We start from the raw sequence: 17,958 nt of genomic DNA, 5'->3' as shown, positions 1-17,958 counted from the left end.
GTCCGGCCGGCACCGGACCCGGCCTCTAGTCGCCCAGCAGTGCCCGGAGGTCGTCATCAGGCGTCAGGTATCGGCCCGACAACGAATCCGCGGCTCCGGAAGCGAGGGTGAGCAGCAGCCGCACCGCCTGCTCCGGCGCGGAGAACCGGCCGTGCTCACGTTGCTCGCTCAACCATTCGCGCACCTGGTCGCCCCACGCGTCCCCGGTCGGTCCCCGGTCCAGGTGCTGCTTCGTCAGCCCGAGGTCCACGAGGCCGGGGTGGAAGCTGAAGACCGAGACGCCGGTGCCGTGCAGCTCGGGATCCAGGTTGTCGGCCACCTTGATCAGGGCCGCCTTCGACACCGAGTAGGACGACAGGTTCGGCCAGCGGTGCCGGCCCGCGGAGCTGACGACGTTGATGATGCGGCCGGCACCACGGGACACCATGCCGGGCAGCACCGCACGGCAGACCTTCAGCGTGCCGCGCACGTTGACCTCCATGGCCCGCCACCACTCGCCCTCGTCGGTCTCCCACATCGGCCCCATCGGGCCGGAGACACCGGCGTTGTTGACGAGCACGTCGACCTTGCCGAACGTGTCGACCGCGCGCTGCACCGCGGCGGACATCCGTTCGGCGTCCATGACGTCCACGATCTCGTGCCGCACCTGGCCACCCAGCGCCCTGACGTGCTCCGCGACACCGGCCAGTGCCGTGCCGTCGCGGCCGGTCAGGACGAGGTTCGCGCCGGCTTCGGCCAGGGTCTCGGCGAACAGGCGGCCCAGTCCGCCGGTCGCGCCGGTGAGCAGGACGGTGGTTCCCGCCAGCGACACCGGAGCGGAGGTGGCGGGGGCCGCGGGCGCCTCGAACCTCTGGCGCAGGTGCTTGGCGAGCGCCTGCGGCGCCGGGTGGTCGAAGATCGTCGTGACCGGCAGGGACAGGCCGGACTCCCGCTCGATCCAGTTGCGCAGTCCCAGGGCGCTGAGCGAGGTGAGCCCGATCTCGAACAGGGCCACGTCCGGCGAGATGTCCTCGACGGCACAGCCGAGCAGGTCCGCAGCGGTCGCCGTGATCGCGTCGACGAGCTCGTCCGCGCCGAGACCGGTCAGCCGGGGCGTCGCCGTGCCCAGGACGGTGCGCACCCGCAGCGGCAGCGGCGCGGTGCCGTCCACAGTGGACAGGATCGACTCCGGCCGCACGCAGTCGTCCGCGGCGACCGGCGGAGCCGGCACCCACTCGACCCGGTGCGGGACCTCGACGCCGGTACCGGCCGCCGTGAGGACGACCGGCCGGGCGACCAGCTCGTCCGCGGTCAGCACGGGAGCGCCGGTGCCGTCCCAGGCGGTCAGGGACACCGAGTCCTCGCCGGTGGCCGTCATCCTCACCCGCAGGGCGGTGGCACCCGCGGTGTGCACCTCGACACCGCTCCACGAGAACGGCAGCCGCGCACCGGCGGAGTCCGGGAGCAGGAAGCCGAGCGCCAGCGGGTGCAGAGCCGCGTCGAGCAGCGCGGGGTGCACCAGGTGCTCCCCCGCTCCCAGCGGCGAACGCACCTCCAGGAACAGCTCGTCATCCCGGCGCCACAACGCTTCCAGACCGCGGAAGGCAGGTCCGCAGGACAGACCACGCCCGGCGAGCAGGTCGTGCAGGCCCGAGACCGGGACGGGCACGGCGTCGGCCGGTGGCCAGACACCGGCGAGCGGTGCGGGGGCCGCGCTCGCACCGGTCACCGTGGCACGGGCGTTCTGGGTCCACGGCGACTCCGCCGAGGCCCGCGAGTGCACCGCAACAGCACGGTCGCCGTTTTCGTCCGGTGTGGACAGTTGCAGCTGCACCTCGGCCGGAGCGGTGATCGGGGCGGTGAACACCATTTCGGCGACGCGCGCCGACGGGTCGGTCCGCAGCACCAGGTCGAGCAGCGCGGTGCCGGGAACCACCACCTCGCCGCCGACGCGGTGGTCGTTCAACCAGCTCTGGCGCTCCACCGACACGTGGCCGGTGTGCAGGCTGCCGCCCGTCGCGAGGTCGACGGAGGACGTGAGGAGGGCGGAGTCGCCGGCCGCCGCAACGCCGTCGATCCAGTAGCGGCGTCGCTGGAACGCGTAGGTCGGCAGCGGCACCGTGGTTCCGGTACCGGCGAACGCGGCCGCGAGGTCGACCTCGGCACCGTCGACGAACAGCGCGGCCAGAGCCGCGCAGAGCCGCGCCCGCCGCGCGGTCGCCGCACCGAGCTCCACCCGGTTGGCCGGCGCGTCCGGCTCGGCCGCCGCGCTCCAGCCCGCGACGCTGGCGAGGTCCCGCACCAGCGGGGACGAAAGACCCCGGTAGCCCACCGACTCGCCGGTCCGGGCGAACTCCGCCGCGGACACCGTCATGGCGGTGACCAGACGAGCGGCGTCCGGCAGCGCCAGTAGCCCGGCGACGTGGGCGGCCGCGATCTCGCCCACGCCCTCGCCCCGCAGCCGGCCGGGCCGCACACCCCACGAACGCAGGAGCCGGAACTGCGCCACCTCGAAGGCGAACAGCACGGGCAGGGCGAACCTGATCTCCCGCGCCTGCTCGGGCTCCTCCAGGGCGACCGGACGCAGAGGGCGTCCGAGGAGTGCGTCGAACGCCTGGCACGCGGTGTCGAACGCCTCGGCGAACACGGGATGCGCGTCGTGCAGCTCGCGCCCGAGCTCCACGCCCGGGCCGTGTCCGGGGAACACGACCTCGACCGGTACGGACCCGGCCACTCCCGTCCGGACGCCGGGCGCGGTCTCTCCCGCCGCCAGCGCGCCCAGGCCCGCGAGCGGGTCTTCTCCTGCCACGAGTGCCCGGTGCCGGAACTGCGTCCGCCCGGTGAGCGACACGGCGACATCGCCGGGGTGCAGGCCGGGGTGTGCGATGAGGTGTTCGCGCAGGCGGCCGGCCTGCAGGCGCAGGGCCTGCGCGGTGCGCCCGGACAGCACGAACGGTGTCGCGACGCGCTCGACCGGTGGCTGCTCACCCTCGGGCGCCTCCTCCAGCACGACGTGGGCGTTCGCACCGCTGATCGCGAACGCGGACACACCGGCCCGGCGCGGTTCGGCTCCGCGCTGCCAGGGCTTCGCCTCGGTGAGGAGCTCCAGCTGACTGGTGGACCAGTCGAGGTGGGAGGTGGGACGGCTGATGTGGAGGCTGCGAGGCAGCACGCCGTGGCGCAGGGACTGCACCATCTTGATCACGCCGGCCACCCCGGCCGCGGCCTGGGTGTGGCCGAGGTTGGACTTCACCGAGCCCAGCAGGACCGGCCGGTCCCGGCTGGAACCGAAGACCGCGTCGAGCGCCTGGACCTCGATGGAATCGCCCAGCTGGGTGCCGGGGCTGTGCGCCTCCACGGCGTCGATCTGACCGCTGGTCAGCCCGGCGTCCTCCAGCGCCGCGCGGATGACCCGCTGCTGGGCGGGGCCGCTCGGTGCGGTCAGGCCGCTGCTGGCACCGTCGGAGTTCATGGCGGTGCCACGCACGACCGCGAGCACGGGGTGGCCGTTGGCCCTGGCGTCGGAGAGGCGTTCGAGCAGGAGCATGCCCGCGCCCTCGCCCCACGCCATGCCGTCCGCGTCGTCGGAGAACGGCTTGCAGCGGCCGTCGGGCGCCAGCGCCCGCAGACGGCTGAACTCGGTGAACGAGCCCGGTGTCGCCATCACCGTGACGCCGCCCGCCAGCGCCATCGTGCACTCGCCGGACCGCAGCGCCCTGGCGGCCAGGTGCAGCGTGACCAGTGACGACGAGCAGGCGGTGTCGACCGTGGAGGTGGGGCCCTCCAGCCCGAGGACGTAGGAGACGCGACCGGAGGCGATGCTTCCCGCGATGCCGATGGTGAGCTGCCCCTCGACGTCCGGCGGCGCGAGGTGCGACGGCGGCCCGTAGTCGTGGTACATCACGCCGGCGTAGACGCCGACCTGCTTGCCGCGCAACGAGCGCGGGTCGAGGCCGCTGCTCTCCACGGCCTCCCAGGAGGTCTCCAGCAGCAGCCGCTGCTGGGGGTCCATCGCCAGGGCCTCCTTCGGCGAGATGCCGAAGAACGGCGCGTCGAAGTCGGCGACACCGTCGAGGAACCCGCCCCGGCGCGCGTAGCTGCTGCCCGACTTCGCGGGATCCGCGTCGTACAACGTCTCCAGGTCCCAGCCGCGGTCGTCCGGGAACTCGCTCGTGACGTCGCGCTCCTGCACGAGCACCTGCCACAGGTCCTCGGGCGACCGGACGCCGCCGGGAAAGCGACACGCCATGCCGACGACGGCGATCGGTTCGCTCGCGCGGTCCTTGACCGCGCGCAGCTCCTTACGCGTCTGGTGGAGGTCGACGGCCAGTTTCTTGACCGCGGACCTGAGTTTGTCGTCGTTGCTCATGAGGACACCCCGAACTCGCGGTCGATGAGGGCGAGCAGCTCGTCGTCGGAGGACGAGTCGATCTCGTCGGCGAGGGAGCTCGCCGCGGGTGCGGCCGCGACGGGCGCGGTCTGCTCGTCCGCGCACAGGAGGCCGACCAGGTGCTCGGCCAGCGCCCTGGGCGTCGAGTGGTCGAACAGCGCGGTCGCGGGCAGCTTCAGCTTCGCCGCGCTGTTGAGCCGGTTGCGCAGCTCCAGAGCGGTGAGCGAGTCGAAGCCGCTCTCCATGAAGCCGCGGTCCGGTTCCACCGAGCCCGGCGACGCGTGGCCGAGCACGGCACCGACGTGTTCGCGCACCACCGCCACCACGAGGTCCACGCGGTCCTCCGGCGGTGCCGAGGCCAGGCGTTCCGCCAGGGTCGGGCCCTCCGCAGTCACCGCCCTTCCCGCGGGTGCCCGCTTCACGCGGACGAAGCCGCGCAGCAGCGGGGAGGCCGTGCCGTCCTGGGGCACGGAGAGCCGGGCGGGCACGAGGAGCGCGGTGCCGGAGCCGGCCGCGTCGTCGAACAACCGCAGCCCCTCGTCACCGGAGATCGGGACGACGCCCAGCCGCAGCAGGCGGTTGCGGTCGACGTCGCTCAACCGGGCGGCCATGCCGCCGTCCTGCTCGGTACCGGCCCACGGACCCCACGCGAGCGAGGTGGCGGGCAGTCCTTGCGCACGGCGGTGGTGGGCCACCGCGTCGAGGAACGTGTTCGCGGCCGCGTACGCCGCCTGTCCCGGCATGCCGAGCAGTCCGGAGGCCGAGGAGAACAGCACGAACGAGCGCAGGTCGTGCTCCTTCGTCAGCTCGTGCAGGTGCCAGGCCGCGTCCGCCTTGGGACGCAGCACCGCGTCGACGCGCTCGTTCGTCAGGTCGCTGACCACACCGTCGTCGACGACACCGGCGGCGTGCACGACAGCGGTGAGCGGGTGCTCCGCCGGGATCGCGGCCAGCACCGCGGCGAGCGAGTCGCGGTCGGCCGCGTCGCAGGCGGCGGCGGTGACCGTCGCACCGGCCTCCGCCAGCCGGGTCCTGAGCTCGGCGAAGCCGTCGGCGGCCTCACCGCGCCTGCTGAGCAGCAGCAGGTGCCGGGCACCGTGGCGCTCGACGAGGTGGCGGGCCAGCAGGCGGCCCAGGCCACCGGAACCGCCGGTGATGAGCACGGTGCCGTCGGGGTCGAGCAGCGTCCCGGCCGCGGCGGAGGTGCGGGCGGGCGCCAGCCGGGGCACGAGAACGCGGCCGGCGCGCAGCGCGAGCTGGGGTTCCCCGGTCGCCAGCGCGGCGGGCAGGCTCCGGTGGAACTCCTCGTCGCCGGGGGCGTCGAGGAGGACGAACCGGCCGGGGTTCTCCGACTGGGCGGACCTGACCATGCCCCACACCGAGGCCGCGGCGGGGTCGGCCGGACCGTCGTCCGAGCCGGTGACCACGGCACCGGTGGTGTGGAACACGACCGGGCCGTCGGCGTTCTGCACCGTGCGGAGCGCGAGGTCGAGCACCTCACGGGTCCGCGCCACGGGGTCGGTGCCCGTGGCGGACAGCCGCACCACGGGCGGCACCTCACCCGCGGGTGCCGCCCCCACCGGCACGGGCTGCCAGGCGAGCTCCTGCAGCATCCCGCCACTGGTCGAGGTCGAGGCGCGCAGCTGCTCGGACGAGACGGGCCGCAGGGTGATGGAGTCGACCGTCGCGACGGGGTTGCCCTCCACGTCGGTGATGTCGATGGCCATCGTGTCGACGCCCTGCTGGGTCAGCCGCACGCGCACCGAGCTGACACCGGTGGTGTGCAGCGTGACACCGGACCAGGCGTAGGGAACGCGGACCTGGTGCTCGGAGCCGGGCTCGGAGCCGACGGCGGCCAGCTGCAGCGTGGCGTCGAGCAGTGCCGGGTGGACGCCGTAGGTGTCGAGGTCGGCCTCGGCGTGCAGGGAGACCTCGGCGTAGCGGGTCGAGCCGTCCTTCCACCCGGCCCGGATGCCGGTGAAGTAGGGCCCGTACCCGAGCCCGGCGTCGGCCAGCCGCTCGTAGAACGGGGCGATCGGGATGACCTCGGCCCCGATCGGCGGCCACTGCTCGACGGGCCTCGGGGTGGCGCCGTCGCGGGCGATGGCCCCGGTGGCGTGGTGGATCCACTCGTGTGCGGCCTCGTCGGTGAAGCGCGAGTGGACCGTGAAGGCGCGCAGGCCGGTGTCGTCGGCGGGGTCGACGACGAGCCGCAGCTGGCGGACCCGTCCCGGCTCACCGGAGACGAACACGTGGTGGTTGATCTCGTCGACGCGGCTGCAGCCGAGCCGGCGTGCGGCCCAGAGCGTCATGTCGACGAACGTGGTGCCCGGCAGGATCGGCTTGCCGTGCACGCAGTGGTCCGGCAGCCAGGCCGGCGTGTCGAGCGACAGCACGCCGGTGAAGACCGTCGTCCCGTCCGGCAGCTCGACCACGCTGCGGATCAGCGGGTGGTCGGACGAGTCCTGGCCGAGGCCGGACGCGGAACCGGGCCGCGCCTGGCCCGACGGCCAGAAGCGCTGGTGCTGGAACGGGTAGACCGGCAGGCCGGGAACAGCGGCCGCGCGTTCCGGGAAGAGGCGCTCCCACGCCACGTCGTGCCCGTGCCGGTACATCACCGCGAGTGCGTTGACCACGCCGGCGTCCTCAGCCTGCCCGGCCTTCACCGCGCCGACCACCGTGCCGTCAGCGGTCTGGGCGGCCAGGGGCGTCAGCACCGTGCTCGGGCCGATTTCCAGGATCGTCGTGACCCCGTTGTCCACCAACGAACGAACACCTTCGTGGAACCGCACGGCGCCACGCGCGTGGTCGACCCAGTAGCGCGGGTTCGCCAAGTCCTCGGCCGTGACGGGACGGCCGGTCACGTTGGAGACGAGCGGGATGATCGGGGCGGAGTGCTCGATCGAGCGCACCACGTCCTCGAACTCGGCGAGGATCGGGTCCATCAACGGCGAGTGGAAAGCGTGGCTGACCTTGAGCCGGGTGGTCCGGCGGCCCTCGGCCCGCCACTTCTCCTCCAGGCCCGCCACGGCCTGCTCGTCCCCGGACAGCACGACAGAGCGTTCGCCGTTGACGGCCGCGACGGAGACCCGGTCCTCCAGCCCGGACAGGTCGATCTCGTCCTCGGCCGCCTGCACGGCGAGCATCGCGCCGCCTTCGGGCAACGACTGCATGAGCCGGGCCCGTGCGGAGACGAGCCTGCACGCGTCCGTCAGCGACAGCACACCCGCCACGTGGGCGGCGGTGATCTCGCCGACCGAGTGCCCCAGGACCTGGGCGGGAACCACTCCGAAGTCCTCGAACAGCCGGTACAGCGCGGTCTCGAACGCGAAGAGGGCGGGCTGGGTGTACCCCGTCCGGTTCAGCAGGTCCGGGTCGTCACCGAACATCACGGACTTGACGTCCACGTCGAGCTGACCGCAGACGTCGTCCAGCGCCTTGGTGAAGACGGGGAACTTCTCGTAGAGGCGGGCTCCCATGCCGAGCCGCTGCGCGCCCTGCCCGGAGAAGAGGAACGCCAGGGCGCCGTCGCGGCCGCTCGGCTCGACCTGCGCGAGCTCCTCGAGCAGCTCCTGCCGGTTCGAGGCCGTCACCCCGGCGCGGCGGGTGAACCGCGTGCGGGTCGTGGCCAGGGCCGCGGCCAGGCCGGTCAGGTCCGCCTCGGGGTGGCCGACGACGAACGCGCGGAGCTGCTCGGCCTGCGCGCGCACCGCGTCGTCGGTCTTCGCGGAGAACACGAAGGGCGTGGCCGGAAATGACGTCGAGGCCGCGGGCGCGGCTGCCTGCTCGGGTGCTTCCTCGATGATCAGGTGGGCGTTCGTGCCGCTGATGCCGAACGACGACACCCCCGCCCGGCGGGGTCGCCCGGTACGCGGCCAGGCCACGTTCTCGGTGAGCAACGCGACGCCGGACCAGTCCACGTCGGGCGTGGGCCGGTCGACGTGCAGCGTCCGCGGCAGCTCGCCGTGGCGCAGCGCCTGCACCATCTTGATCACGCCGCCGACGCCGGCCGCCGTCTGGGAGTGACCGATGTTGGACTTGAGCGATCCCAGCCACAGCGGGTGCTCACGCCCCCGGCCGTAGGTGGCCGCGAGGGCACGCGCCTCGATCGGGTCGCCCAGCGTGGTGCCGGTGCCGTGTGCCTCCACAACGTCCACATCGGACATCAGGAGCCTGGCGTTCGCGCAGGCCTGCTTGATGACGGCTTCCTGGGCGGGACCGCTGGGCGCGGTCAGGCCGTTGCTGGCGCCGTCGGAGTTGATCGCCGAGCCGCGGATGACCGCGTGCACGGGGTGGCCGTGGGCGATCGCGTCGCTCAGCCGCTCCAGCACGACGATCCCGGCGCCCTCGCTCCACCCGGTGCCGTCGGCTCCGGCGGCGAAGGACTTGCACCGCCCGTCGGGGGCGAGCCCGCGCTGCCGGCTGAACTCCACGAAGGTGCCGGGCGTGGCGATCACGGTGGCACCGCCCGCGACCGCGAGCCCGCACTCACCGCCGCGCAGGGCGTTCACGGCCTCGTGGATGGCGACCAGCGACGAGGAGCACGCGGTGTCGATGGTCATCGCCGGTCCGCGCAGCCCCAGGGTGTAGGAGATGCGGCCGGACGCGACGCTGGTGGCGTTGCCGGTGAGCAGGTAGCCCTCGGTCTCCCGCACCCCGCGCAGCAGGGACTCGTAGTCGTTGTGCACGGCACCGACGAACACGCCGGTGGACGTGCCGCGCAGCTCCCCGGGCACCAGTCCCGCGCGTTCGAGCGCCTCCCAGCTGACCTCGAGCAGGAGCCGCTGCTGCGGGTCCATGCCGAGGGCTTCGCGAGGGCTGATGCCGAAGAAGTCCGCGTCGAACCCCGCGGCGTCGGCCAGGAAACCACCCCGGCGGGTGCTGGACGTGCCGGGCGTCTCGCCCTCGGGGTCGTAGCCGACGTCCCAGCCGCGGTCGGCGGGGAACTCCCCGACCGCGTCGACGCCTTCGCGCACGAGCTCCCACAGGCCGTCCGGGGTCGACACCCCACCGGGGTAGCGGCAGGCCATGCCGATGATCGCGACCGGTTCGTGGTTGCGGTTCTCCGCGGCCGTCAGCTTCTCGCGCGCCTGCTGGAGGTTCGCCGTGGCGCGCTTGAGGTAGTCGCGGAGCTTGCTCTCGTCGGTCATCGGGGGTCACCCTTTTCGGTTCGGACGGTGGCGGGTCGGCCCGGCAGCTCGGTGCTCGCACCGAAGGCCTGCCGTCGCGGGGTGACGTCGGGGTCGCGGTTCACGGGGGAATTTCTCCGGCTTCGGGTGCTCGGTGCGGTGATCACCGCACCGACGCGTTCCACCCGGTCGTGCTGTGAAGGCGCGCACCGGTACGACGTCCTGACGGGGTCCCGCCGGGGAAGCGCATTCCGCGGCGAGTGGCAGGGGTGTGCCGACGTCAAGCTAGGAGTTCCCGCGACGCCTCCCAAACGGCTGTTCCGTTTTTCGGTACGCGCGACGTCCAGCTCGACGCGGAAGCGGCCACGGGTCCCGAAATTCGGAACGGTCGTTGGCCGCCGCGCCCGGCCGTCGTCTTACATCGGGCGATACCCGCTGCCCAGCGAGATTGACGAGGGTCCATTGATGAAGGTCGCCCAGAGCCACCCGCGCGGTGCGATCGCCGTCGTCGGCATGGCGTGCCGCGTACCCGGCGCGCGAAACCTCGACGAGTTCTGGCGCCTGTTGCGGACCGGGCAGGACACCATCTCGACCGTGCCGCCGGAGCGCTGGGACGCCACGCTCGCGCCCCAGGACGCCGCGGCCCGTTTCGGTGGTTTCGTGGACGACGTCGCGGGCTTCGACGCCGAGTTCTTCGGCATCTCACCGCGCGAGGCCGCCGCGATGGACCCGCAGCAGCGTCTCGTCCTCGAGCTCTCGTGGACCGCCCTGGAGAACGCCGGCATCGTGCCCGCGACGCTGGCGGGCCGCAACGTCGGTGTCTTCGTCGGCGCCCTGCGCGACGACTACGCCGTGCTCAGCCACGTGCACGAGGACTCCATCTCGCCCACCACCATGACGGGCACCCAACGGGCCGTCATCGCGAACCGCGTCTCCTACTTCCTCGGCCTGCGCGGTCCCAGTCTCACCGTCGACACCGCGCAGTCCTCCTCGCTGGTCGCGGTGCACCTGGCGGCGACCAGCCTGCGCGCCGGCGAGTCCGGCCTGGCGGTCGTCGCGGGCGTGAACCTGAACCTGCTGCGCGCCGGCGCGGTGACCGCTTCCCGGTTCGGCGGCCTGTCCGAGGACGGCCGGTGCTTCACCTTCGACGAGCGGGCCAACGGTTTCGTCCGCGGCGAAGGCGCCGGTGTGGTGGTGCTCAAGCCGCTGGACAAGGCGATCGCGGACGGCGACCCGGTGCACTGCGTGCTCCTGGGCACCGCGGTCAACAACGACGGGGCGACCGACGGCCTCACGGTGCCCAGTGCCGAAGCGCAGGCGGACGTCGTGCGCGCGGCCTGCGCCGACGCCGGGGCGGCGCCGTGCGACGTCCAGTACGTCGAACTGCACGGCTCCGGCACCAGGGTCGGCGACCCGCTGGAGGCAGCGGCGCTGGGAGCGGCCCGCGCGGGCGCGGGCACGCTGGCGGTGGGGTCGGTCAAGACCAACATCGGCCACCTCGAAGCCGCGGGGGGCATCCTCGGCCTGATCAAGACGGCGCTGAGCCTCGGCCACGCGGAGATCCCGCCCAGCCTCAACCACGACCGCCCCAACCCGGACATCGCTCTGGACGAACTGGGCCTGCGCGTCGTCACGGCCGCGGAGCCCTGGCCCGCGGCGGAGCGGGGGCGTCTGGCCGGAGTCAGCTCGTTCGGCATGGGCGGCACGAACTGCCACGTCGTGCTCGGGGACGCGCCGGTTGCTGCCGAGGCCAGGTCCGGCACCACGGCGGAGCCGGGCGGCGCCGTGCCGCTGCTGCTGTCGGGACGGACGGAGCAGGCGCTGCGGGACCAGGCCGACCGGCTGCTCTCCCACCTCGCCGCGGCACCGGAGGCCGGCGTCGCCGAGGTCGCCCGGGCCGCGGCGCTCACCCGCACGTCGTTCCGGCACCGTGCCGTCGTGGTGGCCGCCGACCGCGACGAGCTGCTGCCGTCGTTGCGCGCGCTGGCCGACGGGCTGCCGGACCAGCGGGTCGTCCAGGGCCAGGTCCGCACGCCGGGCCGGACGGTGTTCGTCTTCCCCGGGCAGGGTTCGCAGTGGGCCGGCATGGCCGCGGCGCTGCTGGAGTCCTCACCGGTCTTCCGCGCCAGGATCGACGACTGCGCACGGGCGCTGGCACCGTTCACCGACTGGTCGTTGCACGACGCGTTGACCACCGGCGAGGGGCTGGACCGCGTCGACGTCGTCCAGCCGGCCCTGTTCGCCGTCATGGTGTCCCTGGCGGCGGTCTGGGAGTCGCTCGGCGTGCGCCCGGACGTGGTGGTGGGCCACTCGCAGGGCGAGATCGCCGCGGCCTGCGTGGCGGGAGCGCTCACCCTCGACGACGCGGCGAAGATCGTCGCGCTCCGGTCCCGTGCGCTCACGGTGCTCGCGGGCACCGGCACGATGGCCGTGGTGGCGCTGCCCGAGGCAGAGGTCCGAGCCCGGTTGACCGCCTTCCCCGGCCTCGAGGTCGCGGCGCTCAACAGCCCGGCCTCCACCGTGGTCTGCGGCCCGGAGAACGACGTGAACGGGTTCGTGGCGGCGTGCCAGGCGGAAGATCTCCGCGCACGCCGGATCGCCGTCGACTACGCGTCGCACTGCTCGGCGGTGGAGGCGGTGCGCGAGCAGCTGCTGCACGACCTGCGGGACGTGGCTCCGCGCGAACCCGAGATCGCTTTCCACTCCACGGTCACCGGCGAGGGGCTCGGCTCGCACCGGGTCGGCGCCGCCTACTGGTTCGACAACCTGCGCCGTCCGGTCCTGTTCGCCCCGGCCGTCACGGCCCTGCTCGACGAGGGGTGCTCGGTCTTCGTCGAGATCAGCCCGCACCCGGTCCTCACCGGCGCGGTGGGCGAGATCGCGGAGGCGGCGGGCACCGGGCTCACCGTCTCCGAGACCCTGCGCCGCGACGACGGCGACTGGTCGCGGGTGCTCGGCTCCGCCGCGACGCTGCACACCGCCGGGGTCGCCGTGGACTGGGAGCGGGCCCTCCCCGAGTCCTCCGGCGAACGGTTGCGGCTGCCGACCTACCCGTTCCAGCGCAAGGCCCACTGGCTCCAGCTCTCGTCCGCTCCGGCCGCGCTGCCCGTCGCCGCACACCGGGACGTCCCACCGCCGGAGCCCGCCACCGACGAGCCGGTGGTGGACGTCCGCCAGCTGCTCAGGCTGGTCCGGGCGCACACCGCGATCGTCCTGGGCCACGCCGACGCGGGCTCGGTGGAGCCGGACCTCACCTTCAAGGAGATGGGGCTGGACTCGCGGATGGCCGTCGAGCTCCGCGGCCGCCTCAACGACGCCACCGGCGCCGGGCTGCCCACCGGCGCGGTCTACGACCACCCGACCCCGGCCCGCCTGGCCGAGGCCGTGCACGCGCGCCTCGGCGGCGAACAGGCACCCGCCGCGGCACCGTCTGCGGGGACGGCCGTCGCGGAGGACGACCCGATCGCTGTCGTCGCGATGGCGTGCCGGTTGCCCGGCGCCGACTCGCCGGACGAGCTCTGGCGGATGCTCGCCGACGGCTCCGACCAGACCGGCGGTCTTCCGCTCGACCGCGGCTGGGACCTCGACCACCCGGTGCGCATCGCCACCTCACGCGGAGGTTTCCTCGACGGCGCGGCGGAGTTCGACGCGGACCTGTTCGGGGTCTCGCCCCGTGAGGCCGCCGCGATGGACCCGCAGCAGCGTCTGCTGCTGGAACTCGCGTGGGAGTCGTTCGAACGCGCGGGCATCGACGCCACGGCGCTGCGCGGCAGCCGGACCGGGGTGTTCGCGGGGGTGATGGCGCAGGACTACGGACCCCGCATGCACGCGCCGTCCGAGGAGCTGACCGGTCACCTGCTGACCGGTGGGGCCACCAGCGTCGCCTCCGGTCGCATCGCGTACACGTTCGGGCTGCGCGGCCCGGCCATCACGCTCGACACCGCCTGTTCCTCCTCCCTGGTGGCCGTGCACATGGCCGCACGGTCGCTGCGGGCCGGCGAGTGCACCCTGGCGCTCGCCGGCGGGGCGACGGTCATGGCCACACCGGGCATGTTCGTGGAGTTCGAGAAACAGGGCGGTCTGGCACCGGACGGCCGCTGCAAGCCGTTCTCGGCCGCCGCCGACGGCACCGCCTGGGGTGAAGGTGCCGGGCTGGTCCTGCTGGAGCGGCTGTCGGACGCCCGGCGCAACGGGCACCCGGTGCTCGCGGTCGTCCGGGGCAGCGCGGTCAACTCCGACGGCGCCAGCAACGGTCTCACCGCGCCGAGCGGTCTCGCGCAGGTCGAGGTCATCCGCGACGCGCTGGCCGCGGCGGCGCTCACCGAGAGCGACGTCGACGCCGTCGAGGCGCACGGCACGGGCACGGTGCTGGGAGACCCCATCGAAGCCCAGGCACTGCTGGACACCTACGGCCGCGCGCGTTCCGCGCAACGACCGGTGTGGCTCGGATCGCTCAAGTCCAACATCGGGCACGCGCAGGCGGCGGCCGGTGTGGCCGGGTTGATCAAGATGGTGCTCGCGATGCGCCACGGCCTGCTCCCCCGCACGCTGCACGCGCAGCAGCCGACGCCCCACGTGGACTGGTCGCCCGCCCTGCGGCTGCTGACCGAGGCCGTGGCGTGGCCCGCGGGCCGGTCCCCGCGCCGTGCGGCGGTGTCGGCGTTCGGCATCAGCGGCACCAACGCCCACGTCGTCGTCGAGGAAGCTTCCGCCGCGGACGCCCCGGTGGCGGAGCCCGGCGGGACCACGCTGGTCGCGTGGCCGTTGTCCGCCGCGACACCGGCGGCCCTGCAGGCCCGGGCCAGGCAGCTGCACGAGTTCGCGGACGACCGTGGCGATCTGTCCGCGGCCGCGGTCGGTGCGGCCCTCGGCCGGCGACGGAGCGCGTTGCGGGAACGCGCTGTCGTACTGGCCGAGGACCGGGCGGCGCTCCTGCCCGCCGTGGCGGCGCTCGGCGCCGGTGACCTGTCGGAGGACGTGGTGCGCGGACACGCGAGCGGCGGCGGCACGGCGTTCCTGTTCCCCGGCCAGGGCAGCCAGCGCGCCGGCATGGGCGTCGAGCTCGCGGCGGCGTTCCCGGTGTTCGCCGCAGCCCTGCGGGAGGCCTTCGCCCACCTCGACCCGGAGCTGCCCCGGATCATCGCGGAGGACCAGGACCGGCTGAACCGGACCGAGCACGCCCAGCCGGCCCTGTTCGCGATCGAGGTGGCGCTGCACCGGTTGCTGTGCGACTGGGGCCTGACGCCCGGCTTCGTGGCGGGTCACTCGATCGGCGAGATCGCCGCCGCGCACGTCGCGGGTGTGCTGTCGCTGCCGGACGCGTGCCGCCTGGTGACCGCACGGGGGCGCTTGATGCAGGCACTTCCGGCCGGTGGCGTGATGGTCGCGGTGCGGGCCGCGGAGGAGGACGTCGTCGCCCTGCTCGCCGGCGAAGTGGCCATCGCGGCGGTCAACGGCCCCCGGTCGCTGGTGCTCTCCGGTGCGGAAGACGCGGTTCTCGCGGTCGCGCAGCGGTTCGGTCCGGTCAAGCGCCTGGCGGTGAGCCACGCGTTCCACTCGCCGCTGATGGAGCCGATGCTCGCCGAGTTCCGGCGGGTGGCCGAGGGGCTCACGTACCTCCCGGCGCGGATTCCGGTGGTGTCGACCGTGACCGGTCGCCTCGCCTCGGGAGACGACCTGCGCTCGGCGGACTACTGGGTCCGGCACGCTGCGAGCGCCGTGCGGTTCCACGACGCCGTCACGACCCTGGCCGACGAGGGCACGCGCACCTTCCTGGAGCTCGGTCCCGACGGAGTCCTCAGCGCGCTGGCCGCGGCCGGTCTGGAGTCGGCGGACGACTGCCTGTTCGCTCCTCTGCTGCGTCGAGGCCGGGAGGAGGCCCGGACGGCGGTGACCGCGGTCGCTTCCGCTCACGTCCGCGGTGCCGAGGTGGACTGGGCGCGGGTGAACGGTCTCAAACTGGCTCCGGTGGTCGACCTGCCGACGTATCCCTTCCAGCACAAGCACTACTGGGCGAACGCCGTGCCGCAGGGCCGGAACGCCGCCGAGCCGGACACGCGCGCCTGGCGTTACCGGGTGGTCTGGCAGCCGGTCCCGGCCCGGTCGGCGGCACGCCCCGCGGGTACCTGGCTGGTGCTGGCGGACGCGCATCACGACCAGGCGTGGACGCGGGCGGTGGCCTCCGGGTTGATCGACTGCGGTGCGCACGTCAAACACCTGCTGCTCGAGGAGGACGGCCTCGACGGCCTTCCGGCGCGACTGGCCGGGATCGGCCCCGTCACCGGGGTCGTCTCGCTGCTCGGACTGGCCGATCATCAGGTCTCGGGTGTTCCCGCCGGGCTCCGCTCGACGTTCGCCCTGCTCCGCGCGGCCGGCACCCTCGGAGCTCCGGTCTGGCTGCTCACCGAGCACGCGGCCGGGACCTCGGCGGACGACCCCGTGCGCAACCCGCGCCAAGCTCAGGTGTGGGGCGTCGGCCAGGTGGCGGCTCTCGAGCAGCCGGCGTCCTGGGGCGGTCTCGTCGACCTGCCCGCCGAACCCACCACCGACGCGGTCGACTCCCTGCTCGCGGTGCTGGCGGATCCGGCCGGTGAGGACCAGTTCGCCGTGCGCGCCGAGGGCGTGCTCGTACGACGGGTCGTTCCGGTCCGGCACGAACGGGCGAACCGCTCCCGCCGCTGGCGTCCCGAGGGCACCGTGCTCGTCACGGGGGGCACGGGTGCGCTCGGCGCGCACCTGTCCCGCTGGCTGGTCGCCGAAGGCGCCGAGCACGTCGTGCTGGCCAGCAGGCGTGGTGCGGCAGCGGTGCCGTCCGGCGGCCTCGCGCACCAGGACGACCGGGTGACCGCCGCGTCCTGCGACGTCGCGGACGAAGATCAGGTCAAGAACCTGATCGCGGAGTTCGCGGCGCAGGGACGGCCGGTGCGCACGGTGGTGCACGCGGCCGGGGTGAACGTCACCCGCCCACTGGCCGAAACCTCGGAAGCCGACCTGACCGCGGTGCTCGCGGCGAAGGTCGTGGGGGCACAGGTGCTCGGCGACCTGCTGGTCGCGGGCCAGGTGGACGAGGTCGTCCTGTTCTCCTCGGCCGCCGGTGTCTGGGGCGGCAAGGGGCAGAGCGCGTACGCCGCGGCCAACGCGGGTCTGGACGCGCTCGCCGGGAGCCTGCGCGCCCGGGGCCACCGCGCGACCTCGATCGCCTGGGGCATGTGGGCCGGCGAGGGCATGGGTGCCGACGACGCGCTCGCCACCAGGCTCGCCCGGTCCGGAATGCGCGCCCTGCACCCCGAAGCGGCGCTGCGAGCGCTCCACGAGGCGCTCACCGCGGACGAGCCGGCGCTGACCATCGCCGACATCGACCGCCAGAGGTTCGCGTCGCTGTTCTCCTCCGAGAGGGAACGCCACCTCCTGGACGAGTTCCTGGACGCCCCCGCCGCCGGCACCACGACGCAGGGCGGCACCACGACGCAGGGCGGCACCAAGCTGGCCGACCAGCTCGCCGCCCTGCCGGCGGACAGGCGCCACGGCCACCTGCTCGACCTCGTGAAGGGCGTGGCCGCGGCCGTCCGCGGCGAGGACGACGCCGCCCTCATCCCGCCGGACCAGGCGCTGAAGGACCTCGGCTTCGACTCGCTCATGTCGGTCGAGCTGCGGAACAGGCTGGCCACCGCGACCGGCCTGACGCTGGCGAGGACGCTGGTGTTCGAGCACCCCACCGCCGAGGCGCTCGCCCGTCACCTCGGTGAGGAGCTGCGCGGCGAGGACGAGGACGTCCTGGCGGTCCTGGGCAAGCTCGAGGCCGCGATGGCCGCGAACCCGGACCACCTGCCCGACGTGGTCACGCGTCTGCAGGGGCTGCTCACCCGGCTGGGTGGCCAGACCCCCACGCCCGGCGGTGGACTCGACATCGCCACCGACGACGAGCTCTTCGAGCTCATCGATGGCGAGCTGTCGTTCGAGACTCCCGCGAACGGCCCGGCGTCCGAGGAAGAACACGGCAGCTCCTGATCGGCGGTTCTCGTAGCGAGAACGTTCGATCCCGGCACGGCTCCGGCCCGGTCACCCTGTGAGGTGATCGGGCCGGACGCCGCCCGGCGCCGGCACGCTCGCGACTACTTCAAGACTTGTCGCTAACTGCCGGAACGCCCCCAAGCCTTGGGCGTGATCATGACCGGCGCCTTGAGGCATGTTCGCCTTCGTCACGTCTGCCGAAATCGAGTTCAGCGCCGCCGCCATCGACCGGATGCACAACTGTCCGCGCGCGACGCAACCAAGAACCGGCAACCGTCTACCGAAGCGTGACCGCGTCGATCGCGCGGTGACATGTGTAGACTCACGCCGTTGTGTCTGACCGTACACATATCTTGGGAGTGGCCACGAAATCCACGGAGGACAAGCAGCCGTCCCGGCCGCGGAACGCGGCCGGGACGCGGGAACAGCTCCTGAAGGCCGCGGCTCCGC

2 protein-coding genes and 1 pseudogene are annotated in these 17,958 nt (G+C 73.7%); 1 reads left to right on the top strand and 2 read right to left on the bottom strand.

Translation table 11 applies throughout. The features are described from left to right. Nucleotides 1-25: 25 nt before the first annotated feature. Nucleotides 26-4,348, bottom strand: a complete 4,323-nt coding sequence (locus tag BLQ91_RS29370) for a type I polyketide synthase (protein ID WP_090101987.1) — start codon at nucleotides 4,346-4,348, stop codon at nucleotides 26-28. After that, nucleotides 4,345-9,519: pseudogene (locus BLQ91_RS29365) on the bottom strand (SDR family NAD(P)-dependent oxidoreductase); the annotation flags it as partial. The gene BLQ91_RS29370 and the pseudogene BLQ91_RS29365, both read right to left, overlap by 4 nt. A gap of 444 nt (nucleotides 9,520-9,963) precedes the next feature. Here BLQ91_RS29365 and BLQ91_RS29360 point away from each other — a divergent pair. Further along, nucleotides 9,964-17,505: a type I polyketide synthase gene (locus BLQ91_RS29360; RefSeq protein ID WP_090101982.1), complete on the top strand. Its 7,542-nt coding sequence runs from the start codon at nucleotides 9,964-9,966 to the stop codon at nucleotides 17,503-17,505. Nucleotides 17,506-17,958: the final 453 nt, after the last annotated feature.

Origin of the sequence: Lentzea jiangxiensis (assembly GCF_900104175.1) — a bacterium.
Taxonomy (GTDB): domain Bacteria; phylum Actinomycetota; class Actinomycetes; order Mycobacteriales; family Pseudonocardiaceae; genus Lentzea; species Lentzea jiangxiensis.
This window is presented reverse-complemented; position numbering and strand designations above follow the sequence as displayed.

Bases quoted from the DNA above. Each gene is read 5' to 3' on its own strand.
- BLQ91_RS29370 (WP_090101987.1), bottom strand. From the start codon at position 4,348: ATGAGCAACGACGACAAACTCAGGTCCGCGGTCAAGAAACTGGCCGTC.
- BLQ91_RS29360 (WP_090101982.1), top strand. From the start codon at position 9,964: ATGAAGGTCGCCCAGAGCCACCCGCGCGGTGCGATCGCCGTCGTCGGC.